The sequence below is a fragment of the Citrobacter sp. wls613 genome, assembly GCF_005281195.1.
In the GTDB taxonomy this organism is placed as follows: Bacteria; Pseudomonadota; Gammaproteobacteria; order Enterobacterales; family Enterobacteriaceae; genus Citrobacter; species Citrobacter gillenii.
On the sequence record NZ_SZXN01000082.1, the window covers coordinates 24,278 to 43,510 of the forward strand.

Below are 19,233 nucleotides of genomic sequence, written 5' to 3' on the forward strand. Positions count from 1 at the left end.
CACCGACCAATCATAGAGGATTATTGTTATGTCTCAAACCATCGACCTGACCCTGGACGGATTGTCCTGTGGTCACTGCGTTAAACGCGTCAAAGAAAGTCTCGAACAACGTCCGGACGTTGAGCAAGCGGATGTCACTGTTACCGAAGCACACGTTACCGGTAGCGCCAGCGCCGAAGCGTTAATTGAAACCATCAAACAAGCCGGCTATGGCGCAGAGTTAAGCCACCCAAAGGCTAAACCGCTGGCGGAGTCATCAATCCCGTCGGAAGCGCTGACAGCGGTCTCTTCTGAGCTTCCGGTAGCGACGGCTGAAGATGACAGCCAACAGTTGTTGTTGAGCGGCATGAGCTGCGCCAGCTGTGTTTCCCGGGTACAAAATGCGTTGCAAAACGTACCGGGCGTCACGCAGGCACGGGTAAATCTGGCGGAGCGTACTGCGCTGGTAATGGGCAGCGCTTCCGCCGAAGAATTAGTCCAGGCCGTAGAGAAGGCCGGCTACGGTGCTGAAGCCATCGAAGACGATGTTAAACGTCGTGAACGCCAGCAGGAAACGGCCGTTGCCACCATGAAACGCTTTCGCTGGCAGGCAGCCGTTGCGCTGCTGCTGGGCGTACCGGTGATGGTGTGGGGCATGATGGGCGATAACATGATGGTCACCGCCGATAACCGTAGCCTGTGGCTGGTCATCGGTCTGGCGACGCTCGCCGTGATGGTCTTCGCAGGCGGTCACTTTTACCGCAGCGCATGGAAAAGCCTGATGAACGGCACCGCCACCATGGATACCCTGGTGGCGCTCGGAACCGGGGTGGCCTGGCTCTATTCAATGAGCGTTAACCTCTGGCCGCAGTGGTTCCCGATGGAAGCACGCCACCTCTATTATGAAGCCAGTGCGATGATTATCGGTCTGATTAACCTCGGACATATGCTGGAGGCGCGCGCCCGTCAACGCTCCTCCAAAGCACTGGAAAAACTGCTCGACCTCACGCCACCGACCGCGCGCGTGGTGACAGAAGAAGGCGAAAAAAACGTCCCACTGGCAGATGTTCAGGCTGGCATGTTACTGCGCCTGACCACCGGTGACCGCGTCCCGGTGGACGGTGATATCACCCAAGGCGAAGCCTGGCTGGATGAAGCCATGCTCACCGGCGAGCCAATCCCACAACAAAAAGGCGAAGGCGACAGCGTCCACGCCGGTACGGTGGTTCAGGATGGCAGCGTGCTGTTCCGCGCCTGCGCTGTCGGCAGCCATACCACCCTGTCGCGCATTATTCGCATGGTCCGTCAGGCGCAAAGCAGCAAGCCAGAGATTGGCAAACTGGCTGACCGCATCTCCTCGGTGTTCGTTCCTGTGGTGGTAGTGATTGCGCTGGTCAGCGCCGCAATCTGGTATTTCTTTGGCCCGGCACCGCAGATTGTCTATACGCTGGTGATTGCCACCACCGTACTGATTATCGCCTGCCCGTGTGCGCTGGGTCTGGCAACACCGATGTCGATTATTTCCGGGGTCGGTCGTGCCGCAGAGTTTGGTGTTCTGGTCCGCGATGCCGATGCGCTGCAGCGTGCCAGTACGCTTGATACCGTGGTGTTTGATAAAACCGGGACGCTGACCGAAGGGAAACCGCAGGTTGTCGCCATCAAAACTTTCGGTGATATCGATGAAGCGCAGGCCATCCGTCTGGCCGCAGCCCTTGAACAGGGTTCCAGCCACCCGCTGGCCCGCGCGATTCTGGATAAAGCCGGCGATGCGGCCCTGCCGCAGGTCAATGGGTTCCGTACGCTGCGCGGCTTAGGCGTTAGCGGTGAAGCGGAAGGTCATAGGCTGCTGCTGGGCAACCAGACGCTGCTCCATGAACAGCAGGTGATCACCACAGAGATGGAAGCTGAAATCACCGCGCAAGCCACTCAGGGGTCGACTCCGGTGCTGCTGGCGATTGACGGCAAAGCGGCCGCACTGCTCGCGGTACGTGACCCGCTGCGCAGCGACAGCGTGGCGGCACTGCAGCGCTTGCACCGCGCCGGGTATCGTCTGGTGATGCTCACCGGGGACAACCCAACCACCGCTAACGCTATTGCCAAAGAAGCAGGCATCGACGAGGTGATCGCGGGCGTTCTGCCGGACGGAAAAGCAGAGGCGATTAAACGCCTGCAAAGCCAGGGACATCAGGTGGCGATGGTCGGTGATGGGATCAACGATGCGCCAGCACTTGCCCAGGCCGACGTAGGGATTGCCATGGGCGGTGGCAGCGATGTCGCCATTGAAACCGCGGCGATTACGCTGATGCGCCATAGCCTGATGGGCGTGGCGGATGCGCTGTCTATCTCGCGGGCCACCCTGCGGAACATGAAGCAAAATCTGCTCGGCGCATTTATCTACAACAGCATTGGTATTCCCGTTGCCGCCGGGATCCTGTGGCCGTTTACCGGTACCCTGCTTAACCCAGTGGTGGCCGGGGCGGCGATGGCGCTCTCTTCCATCACCGTGGTAAGCAACGCGAACCGGCTGCTGCGCTTTAAACCCAAAGAGTAACCCTGTGCCGGATGACGCTAACGCTCATCCGGCCTACAAAATGCAAATGATATCGTAGGCCGGATAAGACGCTTTCGCGTCGCCATCCGGCGATTCACGCATTGCACCTTCCCGGACCACGCGCTAGCATGGGATTTTTCAACGGGAGGTCGTATGGATCTGTTATACCGGGTAAAAGCATTATGGTCTGCACTACGCGGTCACCATTATACCTGGCCTGCTATCGACATCTCGTTGCCCGGTAATCGCCATTTTCATCTGATTGGCAGTATTCATATGGGCAGCCGTGAAATGGCCCCTCTGCCCGCCAAACTCCTGAAAAAGCTCTACCGCGCCGACGCGCTGATCGTCGAAGCCGATGTCTCCGGTGACGATGCGCCGTTTGCTAACCTGCCCACGTTTACCGCTCTGGAAGACCGCATCAGCGACGAGCAGCTCCGCCACGTGCAAAAAGTCAGCGCTGAGTTGGGCATTTCACCTTCCCTGTTTTCCACCCAACCTTTGTGGCAAATCGCCATGATATTGCAGGCTACCCAGGCGCAGCAGTTGGGGTTACGTGCGGAATACGGAATTGATTACCAACTGCTGAAACAGGCGAAGCAGGCGCAAAAGCCGGTTATCGAGCTGGAAGGTGCTGCCAGCCAAATCGATCTTTTATGTCAGCTACCGGATAACGGTCTGGCGTTGCTGGACGATACCCTGACACACTGGCATACCAATGCCCGTCTGCTGCAACAGATGATGGGTTGGTGGTTAAAAACACCGCCGCAGAATAACGATCTCACGTTACCCAATACGTTCAGTCAGTCGTTATATGACGTCCTGATGCACCAGCGAAATGAGGCATGGCGGGACAAGCTTAACGCGTTGCCCGCAGGCCATTATGTGGTGGCAGTAGGCGCACTGCATCTTTATGGAGAAGGGAATTTGCCGGAGATGTTGCGATAAAAAAATGGCCAATATTTCTATTGGCCCGTCAAAGAGGAATTTCATCATTATTATTATGCCGACGCTTAAAGCATCGGTGTAGGTCGATTGTCGCTCAAAGTCAGCATCCTGCCAATACTATTGCGCAAGATGGTACTATTTTTTCGACCGCCATCAGGCGTATGCTTTAGTCGTATTTTGTCTGAGCCAGGAAAAATTGCTATGACACCCGCCGTTAACTTACTCGAAAAAAACAACATTTCGTTCCAGATCCATACCTATGATCACGATCCGTCAGAGACTAATTTTGGTGATGAAGTGGTGCGTAAACTGGGTCTGAATGCAGATCAGGTCTATAAAACGCTGCTGGTTGCCGTGAATGGCGATATGAAACATCTGGCCGTCGCCGTCACGCCGGTAGCCGGACAGTTGGATCTGAAAAAGGTCGCCAAGGCGCTGGGCGCGAAAAAGGTCGACATGGCCGACCCGATGGTGGCGCAGCGTACCACCGGCTATCTGGTGGGCGGCATCAGCCCATTAGGGCAGAAAAAAAGATTGCCGACGCTTATCGACGCCCCCGCCCAGACGTTTGACACCATTTATGTTTCCGGCGGCAAACGCGGGCTGGATATTGAACTGGCGGCGGACGATTTGGCCAAAATTCTGGATGCGAAATTCGCCGATATCGCACGCCGCGATTAACCTGTTTTGGAATGATTGCCTGATGGCGCTACGCTAATCAGGCCTACAACTGAATACTCTACAGGGCGCTATTGGTGAAGGCAGTTTGGACTCGGCCAGCGCGCAGGAACCGGAGCGTACATGTAGTACGTGAGGATTATTCGCTACGCTCCCCCTCCGGGCCGCCCTGATGGGCGTTCAAAACTCTGTGAGTTTTGTCCGAGCACTGCCCGAGTTCAAAATGGCGAACAAAATAGCCCTGTTATTGCCAGCTAACTTCACCCTTCGGCTCAAACGTACTGACATCCAACGGTGAATTCTTCTGCACATACTCTTTCAATACTTCCGCATCGATAAACCCGGTATTCACATAACCCGGTTTGTTATCAATTCGCGGATAGCCATCACCGCCGGTGGCGTTGAAACTCAGCGTCGCCATGCGATAGGTTTTGGCCGGGTCGACGGGCTCGCCGTTGATTTTCAAATCGTTAAGCTTGCCGTCTTTCGCCACAAAGCTAACGTTGGCAAATTGCGGATAGGCACCCGAGTCCGGCTTCATTTGCGCGACGGCGGTCAGATAGTCAACCACCTCTTTACCACTCATATCGGCATAGACCACTATGTTGCCAAACGGCTGAACCTTGAGCACGCTTTTATAGGTAATATCGCCGCCTTCAATGGAGTCACGGACGCCACCACCGCTCATCACGCCAAAATCAGCACCGGTGCGCGCCATTTGCGCCGCCAGTAGCAGACGCCCCATATTGGTCTGAACAAAACGGACTTTGCTGCGGTCTCCTTCCAGACGCCCATTAACGCTACCAATTTTGACCTCCAGCTGCGCTTTGCCTTTATTCTGGAACGGCGTTAGCAGGGAAAGCATTTGCGGGTTTTCAGCGATTTCCGGGGTGAAAAGTACGCGCTCACTTTTGCCGTTATCCCAGGTCACTTTCTTCTTCAGGTTTACCGGAATGAGCTGGTAGTTGACCATTTTCATTTCGCCGTTGCGGAATTCAAAGTCCGCGCGGCCTACGTATTTTCCCCACTCGTGCGCTTGGACGATCCAGATACCATTTTGTTTATCTGGCGCACACGGGGTACCTGGTACGTAATCCACCTGCTTTTTGTTTTCCGATGCCATGCACACCGGATCCTGTGAGTGACCACCCACAATCATCGCCAGCGCGCCTGCGGGCAGGCTACGCGCCATTTCCACATCGCCTGGAGCGTTGGAGCCGTGGTTGCCGTTGTCGTAATGCCCCATGTGCGTGGTGGCAATAATGACATCGGGCTTTTCACCCATATTGAGTTCCTGAATCACCAGCTTGGCTTCATCTGCAGGTTTACGGAACTCGATGTCGGTGAAGAACTCCGGGTTGCCAATTTTCGCCGTGTCGTCGGTGGTTAAACCGATAACGGCAATTTTTAAATCCTGGCGCTTAAAGATGGCCCAGGGTTTGAATAAACGCTCACCGGTGCTTTTCTGGTAGATGTTGGCGGAGAGGAGCGGGAATTTGGCCCATTTTTCCTGCTGTCGCAACACGGTCAGTGGATTATCAAATTCGTGGTTTCCCACCGCCATCGCGTCATAGCCAATCAGGTTCATGCCGCGAAAATCCGGTTCAGCATCCTGAAGATCGGACTCCGGTACACCGGTATTAATGTCGCCGCCGGAAAGTAACAGGACGCTTCCGCCCTCGGCTGCCACCTCATGACGAATACCGTCCACCAGCGTTTTTTGCGCCGCCAGTCCGTATTCGCCGTATTCGCTGCGCCAGAAGTGGCCGTGATGATCGTTGGTATGCAGAATGGTTATTTTATAGGTTTTATCTTTTTCGTAAGCCTGAGCAGGCTGACCTGCCAGCGCAAAGGCAGCAAATAATGCCAGCGCCACGCCCCGTTTCAAAAATTTCATGCTTCTCTCCCTGACCCAATATCAACCGCTGAAATTACAATGATATGAAATAATAGCCGAAAATGTTTTCAGAAATGAGACTTCCTTCAAACACCTTCCGCAGGTATGTTAGTCGGATAATAATTACACCTGTTCCTGTCTCATCATTACTGAAGTGGACCTATGGCTACCAATCAAACCGCTCAACCGCTCTCCGGCTCTGCTGCGCCGTCGCAAAAAGCACGCACCTCGTTTGGCATTTTAGGGGCGATCAGCCTTTCTCACCTGCTCAACGATATGATCCAGTCGCTGATCCTGGCGATTTATCCGCTGTTGCAGTCAGAGTTCTCGCTGAGCTTTATGCAGATCGGGATGATTACCCTGACTTTCCAGCTCACCTCCTCGTTACTTCAACCGGTGGTAGGTTACTGGACAGACAAATATCCGATGCCATGGTCACTGCCTATTGGCATGTGCTTCACGCTGAGTGGACTGGTATTACTGGCAATGGCCGGTAATTTCCATATGGTGCTGCTCGCCGCTGCGCTGGTCGGCACAGGTTCATCGGTGTTTCACCCGGAATCGTCTCGCGTGGCACGGATGGCTTCCGGCGGTCGCCATGGTCTGGCCCAGTCTATTTTCCAGGTGGGCGGTAACTTCGGCAGTTCTCTGGGGCCATTGCTGGCGGCTGTCATCATCGCGCCATACGGTAAGGGTAATGTAGCGTGGTTCGTGCTGGCCGCGTTGTTAGCGATTGTGGTACTGGCGCAAATCAGCCGTTGGTATTCGGCCCAACATCGGATGAGTAAAGGTAAGCCGAAAGTCGCCATCGTTAACCCGCTACCGCGCAACAAGGTGGTGCTGGCGATTAGCATCCTGCTGGTGCTGATTTTCTCCAAATACTTCTATATGGCGAGCATCAGCAGCTATTACACCTTTTATCTGATGCAAAAATTCGGATTATCGGTACAAAATGCGCAGTTCCACCTGTTTGCGTTCCTGTTTGCCGTTGCGGCAGGGACGGTTATTGGCGGACCGCTAGGTGATAAAATCGGTAGAAAATATGTCATTTGGGGCTCTATCCTCGGCGTAGCGCCGTTTACCCTCGTTTTACCCTATGCAACGCTGGAATGGACCGGGATTTTAACCGTGATCATTGGTTTTATCCTGGCATCGGCCTTTTCTGCCATTCTGGTATACGCTCAGGAGCTGCTTCCGGGGCGTATCGGCATGGTTTCTGGGCTGTTTTTTGGTTTTGCCTTTGGCATGGGCGGCTTAGGGGCCGCGGTGTTAGGGCTGGTTGCCGACCATACCAGTATTGATTTGGTCTATAAAATATGTGCTTTCCTGCCTCTTCTGGGGATACTGACCATATTCTTACCTGATAACCGACATAAAGCCTGATTTTATGGCGGCCAAAAGTAAACTTTGGCCGCCATCACTTACAGTGACCATCAGCGTTTGCTCTATGCTCCCCCCCGCAGTTATCCGATCCGTGCTTTTTTACGACTAAATTCCTGTTTTCATCAAATTTCAATAATTATTCATAAACATAAACATTAAAATTGTCATAAACTATTACTCGTAATTAGGGTTTTCAGGATCACCACAGCAATCAAAGGAGACGGAATGCATCACGCCACCCCGCTTATCACCACCATTGTTGGCGGCCTTGTGCTCGCTTTTATATTTGGCATGCTTGCCAATAAACTGCGTATTTCTCCTCTGGTGGGATATCTGTTAGCGGGCGTTCTGGCCGGCCCATTTACACCTGGTTTTGTTGCGGATACCAAGCTTGCGCCGGAACTGGCAGAACTTGGCGTGATCCTGCTGATGTTCGGCGTGGGGCTACACTTTTCGTTGAAGGATTTAATGGCGGTAAAGTCCATCGCCATTCCCGGTGCGATAGCCCAGATAGCCGTGGCGACGCTGCTGGGTATGGCGCTTTCAGCTGTGCTGGGCTGGTCGCTGATGGTCGGTATCGTCTTTGGATTATGTCTGTCTACCGCCAGTACCGTGGTGCTACTGCGCGCGCTTGAAGAACGACAGTTGATTGACAGCCAGCGCGGGCAGATCGCCATTGGCTGGCTGATTGTTGAAGACCTGATGATGGTGCTAACGCTGGTTCTCCTGCCAGCCATCGCCGGTATGCTGGAAAAAGACAACGTTGGCTTTGCGTCACTGGCCGTTGATATGGGCATCACCATCGGTAAAGTAATCGCGTTTATCGCCATTATGATGCTGGTCGGTCGTCGCCTGGTGCCGTGGATCATGGCCCGTAGCGCCGCCACGGGCTCGCGTGAACTGTTTACCCTGTCGGTACTGGCACTCGCATTAGGTATCGCGTTTGGTGCCGTAGAAGTATTCGATGTTTCCTTCGCACTGGGCGCGTTCTTCGCCGGTATGGTGCTGAACGAATCTGAACTGAGCCACCGTGCGGCGCATGACACCCTGCCGCTGCGTGATGCATTTGCGGTGCTGTTCTTTGTTTCCGTCGGCATGCTGTTCGACCCATTGGTCCTGATCCAGCAACCGCTGGCTGTGCTGGGCACGCTGGCAATTATCATCTTTGGTAAATCCCTCGCCGCCTATTTCCTGGTGCGCCTGTTCGGTCACTCTCAGCGCACAGCGCTCACCATTGCCACCAGCCTGGCGCAGATTGGCGAATTTGCTTTTATCCTCGCCGGCCTTGGCATGGCGCTTAACCTGTTACCACAGGCGGGACAAAACCTGGTGCTGGCCGGGGCCATCCTGTCCATCATGCTAAATCCAGTGCTGTTCGCCGTGCTGGAAAAATACCTCGCAAAAACCGAAACGCTGGAAGAGCAGACGCTGGAAGAAGCTATCGAAGAAGAGAAGCAAATCCCGGTCGATATCTGTAATCATGCCCTGCTGGTCGGTTTTGGCCGCGTCGGTAGCTTGTTAGGTGAAAAACTGATGGCTGCGGGTATCCCGCTGGTGGTTATCGAAACGTCGCGGACTCGCGTGGACGAGCTACGTGAACGTGGGATCCGCGCAGTACTGGGCAATGCAGCCAACGAAGAGATCATGAACCTGGCGCATCTGGACTGTGCGCGCTGGCTGCTGCTGACCATCCCGAATGGTTATGAAGCCGGTGAGATTGTGGCTTCCGCGCGTGAGAAGTGCCCGACGATTGAGATTATCGCCCGCGCGCATTATGACGATGAAGTGGAATACATTACCGAGCGTGGTGCTAATCAGGTGGTGATGGGTGAACGTGAAATCGCGCGCACCATGCTGGAACTTATTGAAACGCCACCAGCGGGTAACGTTGCTACCGCCAGTTAATGTTGTGTGCCGGATGGTGCTAGCGCTTATCCGGCCTGCGGGTACACCGCATTATGCAGGCCCGGTAAGCAATAACGCCACCGGGCAATGTCGCGCAATACCGCTTAACGCTCCCAGTAAGCCTCTTCGAGGCTGTCTTCCTTCTCCGGCAATCCGCGCGTCAGGCGCGGTGAATGCTGGTTCAGCACCTGATAACTCACGCGATTGGCATATTTACACACCTGCGCTAACGAGGAATAGGTCAGCCAGGTGTACTTGTGCTTGCTGGAGTTCGGCACATTGCCGCGATGGTAGCTGTTTGCCGTAATATCATGCAGCAAGGCCGCCAACGCACCGTCACCCGCGCCGTTGGTGTTCATGATTTTCTCAGGGCCACCCATGTACGGGGCAATGTGCGAATAAATGCGCAACGGGTTGATACAGTCTTTACGGCGCATCGCGCGGCTGAACTCGTACTGGTTGAATTCGGCAATAGCGCCCGGCAGCAGCGGATGCTGCGTTTTGCGTTTGACCTCATCTTCCGTAAACCCAGCCATATACAGGCCCACCGGACCGGCGGTACACAGCACCAAATCCACCCAATCCAGCGCTTTGTCAGATGCCAGCAGCGGGTCATTCAGGCCGGTCAGCGCTTCGGCTTCTTCTTCGTTCATCGCCAGAATGGAGACATTCTCTTTCAAGAATTCCTGCCACCACTGCGGGTTATCCGCAATAACGAATTTGGTTCCTAAGGTCAGCACCACCGGGACATTGTGCTTTTTGGCGAACTCAATGGCCTTCATGGTCGCTTCCGGCATCGGCTCGCCCGGTTCGCAGCGCACCAGATATGAGGTCAGCACCAGCGCAGAGGCACCGGCAATCACCGACTCGGGAATGCTGTCTGCCCGCAGTTTGTTCATGTGACCGGGGCTGATGGCGAAGGTACGCTCGCCGGATTCGCCAATCAGCGTGAAGCAGCGACCAATCGGCCCGTCAACGCCCTGCAGGTAGTTCAGATCGGTACGGCTGGAGGTATTGCATAAATAGCGATACGCGTAGCTACCAATCTCAATGTTGCTACACATGACGCCCAGCAATACAGAGCGGTCATCCGCCAGTACCGAATAGTTGTGCATGGTGTTACCGATGGTTCCGCCCGCAAACTGATGGGTGATTAAATTGTCACGCACCAGTTCCTGATAGAGCGCCTCAGCAACATCATCAGCAATCACCAGAGAATGCCCGGCGCTTAATCCATAACGCTTCACAAAGTCGTCATCGACTTTGGCTTCTATATCCACCAGAGTCTGGTCGATACCGACGACCCAGGCGGCGCTGGTCTCATTTTCAGGCTGAATTTGTTGCAGCAACGGATCGCGCGCGCTGACGGGAAAATAGTGTTTGGATTTGCGTTTTCCGGGAAATTTCATGGTCGATTTTACGGGTGGTTAACTGAGCGATGCATGGTAGCACATTCCCTCCTGCGCGCGCGACGCGGTGCTAATTTTCAATATCGGGCGGTGAGATCGCAGTTTATCTGCCGTTAATTTCTACAATACATCACCTTTTACAAGGAGCGTTTTATGCAGCCGGAAAACAAGATCCCCGTCCTCGACCTTATTTCAGACGAAATGAAAAGCGTGGTGAACTTTCATCGCGATGACCTGCCGCCGTGGCCCGCCGCGGATGATTTCGTTGCCCAACGCCAACACTACGTGCATGAGCGTCAGTTCTGGAATGCCGATGCTCCGCAGATGAGTACCCGGGAGTGCGTCATTTCTACCGCGTGCGGCCCGGTGGCGACGCGGATTTACTCCCCCCAACCCCATAGCCAGGCCACGCTGTACTATTTGCACGGCGGCGGTTTTATTCTCGGTAATCTGGATACGCACGATCGCATTATGCGCTTGCTGGCGAGTTACACGCGCTGCACGGTAATTGGCATCGACTATTCACTTTCGCCGGAAGCGCGCTTTCCACAGGCCATCGAAGAAATTGTCGCGACCTGCCAGTACTTTCATCACCATGCCGCTGACTATGCGCTGAACGTAGAGAATATCGGTTTTGCCGGTGATTCCGCAGGCGCCATGCTGGCGCTTGCCAGCGCACTGTGGCTACGCGATAAGCAAATTGCCTGCGGTAAGGTCGCGGGCGTGCTGTTGTGGTACGGGCTGTACGGTTTACGGGATTCGCTCAGCCGACGACTGATGGGCGGAGAATGGGATGGCTTAACGCGAGACGATCTGCAGATGTACGAAGACGCCTATCTGCGCAGCGTCGATGACCGCGAGTCGCCGTACTATTGTTTATTTAACAACGATCTCACCCGCGATGTGCCGCCGTGTTTTATCGCCAGTGCAGAGTTTGACCCGCTGATTGACGACAGCCGCTTACTGTTCCAGACGCTCCAGGCGCATCGGCAGCCCTGTCAGTACAAAATGTACCTCGGCACGCTGCACGCCTTCCTGCATTACTCGCGGATGATGAAAATCGCCGACGATGCCTTGCGGGATGGCGCGCGTTTCTTCAGAGCGCAGCTTTAGCGATAGGCAGCGGTCAGTTTCAGCATCATTTCGATGTGTTCCGGTGCGTCATTCAGCGCCGGAATATATTCGTATTTCTGCCCGCCCGCTTCGAGGAAAATTTCTCGGTTTTGCTCGGCGATTTCTTCCAGCGTTTCAAGGCAATCAGCAGCAAATCCCGGACACATGACCTGGATATGTCGGGTTCCTTTTTCCGCCAGCATTTTAAGCGTTTCGTCGGTATACGGCGTCAGCCATGGTTCCCGACCGAAGCGTGACTGGAAGGTCATCATCACCTTTTCCGGCTGCAGCCCTAACGCCGACACCAGCTCCCGCGTGGTGTCGCGACAGCGTTGCGGGTAATCATCGCCTTCATCAGCGTAGCGCTGTGGAATACCGTGGTAAGAAAGCAGCAGTAAATCGGGTTCGCCGTGCCGGGCAAACGCATCACGGGCGCTTTTGGCCAGCGCATCAATATACGCGCTGTCGTCTGCGTAATCGCGAATAAAGGAGACGCCGGGGATCGCACGCTTGCGCGCTAAAATGCGCGCCAGTTCATCCCACACCGCGGCCACCGTTGAACAAGAGTATTGCGGATACAGCGTTAACACCACAATGTGCTCAACGCCGCTCGCTAGCAATTCATCGACCGCGCTTTCCAGCGAGGGGGAACCGTAGCTCATCCCCAGTGCAACCGGCGTATCCGGCAGGCATTTTGCCAGCGCCTGTTGCTGACGGCGGCTGTAGACCATCAGCGGCGAGCCTTCATCCATCCAGACTGACTGGTATAGCTTCGCGACGCGCGGCGCGCGCAGCGGCAGGATCACTCCGCGCAGCAGCGGCCACCACAGCAGACGGGGAGTATCGACCACGCGTGTGTCGCTTAAAAACTGGCGCAGATAACGTTTAACTGCTTCGGGTGTGGGGGCATCGGGGGTGCCGAGATTTGCCAGCAGGATACCGGTTTTCGTCTGACGCATTACCGCCTCGTATTGATTCAAATTGTTGATAATTGTAGCGGAAAAGCGAGGAAGAAGAACTAATTGCTGCGAGAGGTAAGAATATGCCTGATGGCGCTAACGATACCGGTAGGCCGGATAAGGCGTTTACGCCGCTATCCGGCACCGATTGCCTGATGGCGCTGCGCTTATCAGGCCTACGAGATAATGGCAGGCCTGATAAGGGGTTCACAACGCTAAAACTTAACCGAGGATTTTTTCCAGGTCAGCGCGAACAGCGGCAACAGCCTGCGTACCGTCAACTTTCGCGTATTTGGTTTGACCCGCTTCAGCTTCTTTCTGGTAGTAACCAATCAGCGGGGCAGTCATCTGATGGTATTCAACCAGACGCTTACGCACGGTCTCTTCCTGGTCATCTTTACGGGTGGTCAGTTCATCGCCGGTCACATCGTCTTTGCCTTCAACTTTAGGTGGGTTGAATTTGATGTGATAAACACGGCCAGATGCCGCGTGAACGCGACGACCAACAATACGGTCAACGATCAGTTCGTCCGGTACCGCGAATTCCAGAACGTAATCCACAACGATACCCGCTTCTTTCATGGCGTCAGCCTGCGGAATAGTACGTGGGAAGCCGTCCAGCAGGAAACCATTACGGCAGTCTTCCTGTGTAATACGCTCTTTGACCAGCGCGATCACCAGCTCATCGGTCACCAGTTTACCGGCGTCCATGATGTCTTTCGCTTGTTTGCCCAGCTCGGAGCCAGATTTCACGGCAGCACGCAGCATATCACCGGTGGAGATTTGCGGAATACCATATTTCTCCATGATGAACTGAGCCTGAGTCCCTTTACCCGCGCCCGGAGCGCCAAGCAGAATGATACGCATTACGAAAATCCCCTTAAAGGTTGTCGATATTTTAAAAAAGCGCTAAACGATACCACCATCACGCAATTGGCTCAAGAAAGGCGCTTGACGCTGAAACGTTTAACAGCAGGATATCGTGAAATATCATTAATTGCGTACGCTATATTCTACCCAAACACCCCGCGCTTACCCCCGACGCACGGTCTTTCCTCCGTTCTGATTCAATTTTTCCAGTGCCTGTGCCACCGTTGCCTCATCCGGTACGCTAATCGTGCATACCGGGATCTGTCCAAGCTCACGATGTTTCGCCATGCCGAGATTATGGTAGGGCAATATTTCACTGTGCAGGATAGCCGCATAGCGTTCGGTTATCGTGCGGATCGCCGCCAGATGCGCATCATTGAGGTTATATCCCGGAATCAGCGGGCAGCGCAGGATCACCTGTGCGCCAATCTCATTAAGCGTGTCCAGCGTGCTCTCCACCACGTGTTTCGCAATACCGGTATGGGCTTTATGTGCACGCGCGTCGGTCACTTTGTAATCGAGAAGAAACAGATCCACCCACGGGGCGATTTCGCGATACCGCTCGGGACGAGAGGCGCCGTTCGTTTCAAGACAGACGTGCAAACCGGCGGTTTTCGCCGCTTTTGCCAGCGCCAGCGCAAAGGGAAACTGGAACATCGCCTCCCCGCCGGACAAGGTTATGCCGCCCCCGGTTTTGTCAAAGTAGGGTTTATCCTTGATGACCTCTTCAAGGATCTCAGTCACCTTCCGGGTCTGCCCATAGATTTTAAGCGCCTGCGCCGGGCATGCCTCAACGCAGCGTCCGCACGCCTGACAGGCGGCATAATCTATCTCATGCCGCCCTTGGGAAAACTGGTGGCATCCGTGCGGACAGACCTCTGCGCAACGCTGACATTGCAGGCACTTATGTTCCAGAAACGCCAGCTGCTTTTCGGCTCTCAGCGACTCCGGATTGTGGCACCAGACGCAGCGCATCTGACATCCTTTCAGAAAGACGGTGGTGCGGATCCCCGGCCCATCGTGCAGTGAAAATTTCTGAATATCAAAAACCGTGCCCGCTTCGCTCATCATCCACCTCAGTCGTTCAGCGTACGGTTCAGGATTTCCTGCTGTACATCTCGGTCCAGATTGACAAAACGCGCGCTAAAACCACCGACGCGAACAATCAAATTAGGGTAGTTTTCCGGGTGTTGGTACGCCGCCTCCAACTCCCCCTTACCCACCACGCTGACCATCAACTGCGGCCCGCCGCGCTCAAAATAAGAGTGCATCAACGCCTCCACCAGCGGGCGACGGGTGTTGAATAACCCTTTGCTGAATTTGATGTTTTGTACCGAACCGGCGTGATATTTTGCCTCCAGTTTCAGCAGTGAGTTCAGCATCGCCGTCGGACCATTTTTATCCGCCCCACTCTGCGGGTTGTTGGCGTTGCTCATATAAATACCTTTATGCCGCCCATCGGCTGAAGCGCTGGTTGCACGCCCCCATTCGGTATTCACCTGATTGTTGATGATCACCACCAAATAGCTGTCCAGCCCTACCCGCTTCGCCGCATCGCGTACGCCGGTACAAACATAGCGATGCATCATCACCGCCAGGTCATCCGCCGCATTGTCATCATTACCAAACTTGGTCGCCGCGATCAGTGCCCGCTTGAGGTCGTCATAGCCCACGAAATCCGCTTTCAGTGCCGCAATCAACGTTGTGTAGTCATAACGCTGCTCGGTAAAAATAACCTGTTTGATTGCCGCCAGTGAATCTGCCGCATTGGTATTGCCGTAGGTTTCGTTAGTACCGCCGAGGTAGCGCACGCCGCCGTCAAGCAGCGCCTTATCGCGCGCCACGCAGTCTGCCGTCAGGATCGAGGTAAACAAGAAGCCGACCTGTTCATTCATCACCCGATACGACAACGCCTGAGCGTGCGCCGTGATATCAATGTAGTAATCCAGCAACCGCTGGTAGTTATTCAGCACGTCATCAAAGCACGATATCTGTTCTGGCGGGGTTAACGCCACACCGCCGCTTTTTTGTTTACCATCCCAAAAATCGATGCCGCCACTGAGCGAGATATTGAGAATTTTAAGCAGGTTAATACAGGTATTCGGCGTGCCTACACTTCGCCCGGCCAGCACAAACTCGCCGCAGCCAAAAGGAACATACTGCTCGGCCTCCGTTTCCCCCACCTGCATCGCGTCCATCACCGCCGGAATATTGACGTCATCGTTATACAGAATGGGATAGGTCAGGCCGGTGCCAATCACCGTCAATGCCTGTTGCCAGATTGCGTTGTCCATTCCCTGATAAATACGTAAAGTAAATTGCGGTTCCGTATCACCATTTTCCTCAACGGCCTGGATCGCCAGTCGACAATAGACATCCGCATTTTTCGGGTTACGCCGCCCTTTCCCGCCAACCACCACGCGACCATTCACCGTGGTTTTCCGCGCTTCAATCAGGCGGTAGTGGGAACGGATACACGCAATGGCCTGGCGTTCGCTTAGACGTCCGGCGTCAAGATCGGCCACCAATAAATCACCCAGGTAGTCATCCATACGGCCATAATTCACCACGCCAGCACACAGGCTGTAGAGCCAGCTCAGTTCAATCCCCTGGATGAAAGTTGCAGGTTTGTCATGACGAATAGCGCCCAACTCGCGCATTAACAGCAGCAGATGCTTACAGCGCTCCACATCCGTGCATTCCACCATCTCATCGGCAGCTATTTCAATGTGACGGTCAATCGCCTGCTGCAAAATGCCCAGTACGTCCTTGAAAGATTGCTGTAACTGCACCGCGGCCTCATCCCCGGCGCGTTCAGCCTGCAGTTGCTGCTGTTCGATGCGTTGCAGCAACCCACCGATCCCAAGCGTCATCAACTGCGGATAATCCAGATACATGCCGCTTAAACGCGCCGTCGCAATCGCCGGAAAGTTAACGTCAACGAATTTGCCGAGCGTGTCATCGGTCAGCGCCTGGCGAAAATAGACAGAACGGGTGTCATGCTCGCGCCAGAAGCGCTCAAGCACATCGATTCGGTATTGTTGGTCGGGGAACTCCAGCATTTTCCGCAGTTCGTCCAGCCGGGCAAAATTGCAGTAATGACCCACACCGCCAACGGAGGTGACGCAGCCAAAACCAATCGGCAGCGCATCGACGCGTCCCAGGATCAGATCGTCAGCACAGGGACGGCGGAACAGCGTGGGGTAAAGCGCCTGCAGACAGCGGACCTCGCGCTGAAAACGCTCCGGGGTTGACTGAAACGCCTCGGTGTAGGCCTCCATAATCGCGAGTTGTTCTTCCGGGCTTTTTTCGCACGGGATCTTTTTATTCACATCAACTTGTTCGGCGATAATCGCTTGTTTGCTCACGGCCCTGCCTCCAAAAGAAACGTCCCTTATTAACTTGTAATTACAAATTACAATCCTTGACCTAAATCAAAAATCAATAAACGAACAAATCATCATCAATCACATTGTGTGAAACAGCCTGCATAACCGAAATAACAGTCAAATACGCATCTAAAGAGATGATCAATATCAAGATCATTTCGCAGGTAAACTTTTAGCCTCTGCGAAAGTTGTAAATACAAATAATCATAGAGAGTCTACTGTGAAGATAAACGACCTTGTTCAACCGGCGTTGATTTGTCTGGATCTCAAATCAAACCAAAAAGACGCGGCACTTGCTGAACTCGCCGACCTGTTATTGCGCGCGAATAAAATTCGCGACACCGACGCGTTTCTCCAGGAGGTATGGGCACGAGAAGAGACCGGGAATACTGGATTTGAAGGCGGCGTTGCGCTGCCGCACGCACGTTGCGACAGCGTTTTATCACCGGCGGTGGCGATAGGTATCAGCCGTCAGGGCATTGATTATGGCGCGGAAGATGGCCAGCCGACACATCTGATCCTGATGATCGCCTCAGCAAAACAGGCCAGCACTGCGCATATCGATGTGTTGGCACAGATCTCTTCACGTCTGGTCGAAGAGGACAGCGTCAGGCAGATCCTGGCCTGTCAGGACGTTCAGGCGGTCGTGGACTATTTCTGCCAACAAGAGGCGTGTCACGAAAAGGTTAGTGCTGAGGCCTCTCGTGGGCTGATTATCGGCGTAACCGGCTGCCCGGTGGGTATCGCGCACACTTACCTGGCCGCTGAGATGCTGGAAAAAGCCGCTGCGGAAATGGGTTATGAAGCCATTGTTGAAACCAACGGCTCTATTGGCGTCAAAAATGCACCCAGCGACGCTGATATCTCCCGGGCTGAGGCCATTGTCGTCGCCTGCGATAAGCAGGTCGATTTGGACCGTTTTAATGGCAAAAAGGTGGTGATTACTGGGGTCAAAGCGGCCATCAAAGATGCACAGGGATTGATTCACCAGGCCCTGGCGGCACAGCCTTACCAGGCGAGAGCCACAACGAAGACCCAGACGTCGAGCACCACGGTACGCAGCCAGTTGTACAAGTCTCTGATGAATGGGGTCTCCTATATGATCCCGTTTGTGGTCACCGGCGGGTTAATGATTGCCCTCGCGCTGGCACTGGGTGGCGTGCCGACACCGTCCGGACTGGCTATCCCGGAAGGAAGCCTGTGGAATCAAGTACTGAATGTCGGCGTCGTTGGCTTCACGCTGATGATTCCAGTCCTCGCCGGGTATATTGCATTCGCCATTGGCGAGCGGCCCGCCCTGGCTCCAGGGCTTATCGGCGGCTGGATTGCCAATACCGGTTCGTTTTACGGAGCCAGCGCCGGCTGCGGGTTTATCGGTGCAATTATTGCCGGACTGCTGGTGGGCTATTTCATCCGCTGGCTGACCCACCTTTCATGGCACAAAATGCTGCTGCCGCTGGTGCCTATCATGATCGCGCCGATTGCGGGCACCGCCTTCATCGCCGCATTATTTATCTTTGTTATTGGTGCACCAGTTGCTGATCTGATGGCCTTCCTGAATCATCTGCTGACCAACCTTTCCACGGGTAATATTATTTTAATCGGTCTGGTGATGGGGCTAATGCAGGGCTTTGATATGGGGGGACCGTTTGGCAAAGTGGTCTTCATGTTCAGCGTGGGTCTTATCGCCCAGGGGCAAACTCAGTTTATGGGCGCGCAGGCAGCGGCCATTCCGGTTGCGCCACTGGGTATGGCGCTGGCGGCCTTTATTGGCAGACGCTTTACGTTATTTGATGACGAGGAGTTCGAAAACGGTAAGGCGGCAGCGGCTATGGGACTGGTCGGAATTTCTGAGGGTGCGATTCCCTTTGCCGCCCGCGATCCGCTGTCTGTTATTCCAGCCAACATGATTGGCTCTGCGGTGGCATGCATCCTCGGTTTTGTTTTCGGATTACATTGCAATGTCGCACATGGTGGGCCAATTATCGTGCTGCTCGGCGGTTTCGATCAGCCACTGATGGCGTTGATCGCAATGAGCGGCGGCATTATCACCACAGCCGCAATTGCTATTGTGCTCAAACGACTTAGAATGGCGAAAAAGCAGCAATTACTCGTTCAATCGCAAGCCTAACCAAGGGCGCGTCGTCAGACG

General features: G+C 54.5%; 13 protein-coding genes. 7 read left to right on the forward strand and 6 right to left on the reverse strand.

The window, feature by feature from the left end:
- Positions 1–28: 28 nt before the first annotated feature.
- From copA to ybaK, 3 genes are all read left to right on the forward strand, one after another.
- Positions 29–2,530: a copper-exporting P-type ATPase CopA gene (gene copA, locus FDX01_RS20815; RefSeq protein WP_137400392.1), complete on the forward strand. Its 2,502-nt coding sequence runs from the start codon at positions 29–31 to the stop codon at positions 2,528–2,530.
- Positions 2,531–2,683: 153 nt separating this feature from the next.
- Entirely contained in the window at positions 2,684–3,478 is a 795-nt protein-coding gene (locus tag FDX01_RS20820) for a TraB/GumN family protein (protein WP_117342142.1), read from the forward strand.
- A 201-nt stretch (positions 3,479–3,679) separates the two neighbouring features.
- Positions 3,680–4,159 (forward strand): Cys-tRNA(Pro)/Cys-tRNA(Cys) deacylase YbaK, encoded by a 480-nt coding sequence (ybaK, locus tag FDX01_RS20825; RefSeq protein ID WP_137400393.1) that lies wholly within the window; start codon positions 3,680–3,682, stop codon positions 4,157–4,159.
- Between the two features lie 241 nt (positions 4,160–4,400).
- Here ybaK and ushA read toward each other — a convergent pair whose 3' ends face one another.
- The gene (gene ushA / locus FDX01_RS20830; protein ID WP_137400394.1) at positions 4,401–6,053 is read right to left on the reverse strand and encodes a bifunctional UDP-sugar hydrolase/5'-nucleotidase UshA; all 1,653 of its coding nucleotides are present in this window, start codon (positions 6,051–6,053) and stop codon (positions 4,401–4,403) included.
- A gap of 162 nt (positions 6,054–6,215) precedes the next feature.
- On the opposite strand from ushA, the gene FDX01_RS20835 reads away from it, so the two are divergent.
- Both FDX01_RS20835 and ybaL read left to right on the forward strand, forming a co-directional pair.
- A complete protein-coding gene (locus FDX01_RS20835; protein ID WP_137400395.1) occupies positions 6,216–7,436 on the forward strand; it encodes an MFS transporter in 1,221 nt (406 codons plus the stop codon).
- 225 nt (positions 7,437–7,661) lie between these two features.
- Positions 7,662–9,341 carry a YbaL family putative K(+) efflux transporter gene (gene ybaL / locus FDX01_RS20840; RefSeq protein ID WP_115259190.1) on the forward strand — a complete coding sequence of 560 codons (1,680 nt, stop codon included), beginning with the start codon at positions 7,662–7,664 and terminating at the stop codon, positions 9,339–9,341.
- 104 nt (positions 9,342–9,445) lie between these two features.
- Here ybaL and FDX01_RS20845 read toward each other — a convergent pair whose 3' ends face one another.
- Positions 9,446–10,750, reverse strand: coding sequence for an inosine/guanosine kinase (locus FDX01_RS20845; protein WP_137400396.1), 1,305 nt, complete (start codon positions 10,748–10,750; stop codon positions 9,446–9,448).
- Between the two features lie 153 nt (positions 10,751–10,903).
- Between FDX01_RS20845 and aes the strand changes: the two genes are divergently transcribed.
- Positions 10,904–11,863: an acetyl esterase gene (aes, locus tag FDX01_RS20850; protein WP_137400397.1), complete on the forward strand. Its 960-nt coding sequence runs from the start codon at positions 10,904–10,906 to the stop codon at positions 11,861–11,863.
- Here the strand turns inward: aes and hemH are convergent.
- The 4 genes from hemH to FDX01_RS20870 all read right to left on the reverse strand — a co-directional run bounded on the left by hemH (position 11,860) and on the right by FDX01_RS20870 (position 17,060).
- Positions 11,860–12,822: a ferrochelatase gene (hemH, locus tag FDX01_RS20855; RefSeq protein WP_137400398.1), complete on the reverse strand. Its 963-nt coding sequence runs from the start codon at positions 12,820–12,822 to the stop codon at positions 11,860–11,862. The genes aes and hemH overlap by 4 nt on opposite strands.
- Positions 12,823–13,044: 222 nt before the next feature.
- The gene (gene adk / locus FDX01_RS20860; protein WP_115259192.1) at positions 13,045–13,689 is read right to left on the reverse strand and encodes an adenylate kinase; all 645 of its coding nucleotides are present in this window, start codon (positions 13,687–13,689) and stop codon (positions 13,045–13,047) included.
- Positions 13,690–13,854: 165 nt separating this feature from the next.
- Complete coding sequence (locus FDX01_RS20865) at positions 13,855–14,763, reverse strand: glycyl-radical enzyme activating protein (RefSeq protein WP_249358875.1); 909 nt, start codon at positions 14,761–14,763, stop codon at positions 13,855–13,857.
- A 5-nt stretch (positions 14,764–14,768) separates the two neighbouring features.
- Entirely contained in the window at positions 14,769–17,060 is a 2,292-nt protein-coding gene (locus FDX01_RS20870) for a pyruvate formate lyase family protein (protein ID WP_137400399.1), read from the reverse strand.
- A gap of 241 nt (positions 17,061–17,301) precedes the next feature.
- On the opposite strand from FDX01_RS20870, the gene FDX01_RS20875 reads away from it, so the two are divergent.
- Entirely contained in the window at positions 17,302–19,212 is a 1,911-nt protein-coding gene (locus FDX01_RS20875) for a fructose-specific PTS transporter subunit EIIC (protein WP_137400400.1), read from the forward strand.
- Positions 19,213–19,233: the final 21 nt, after the last annotated feature.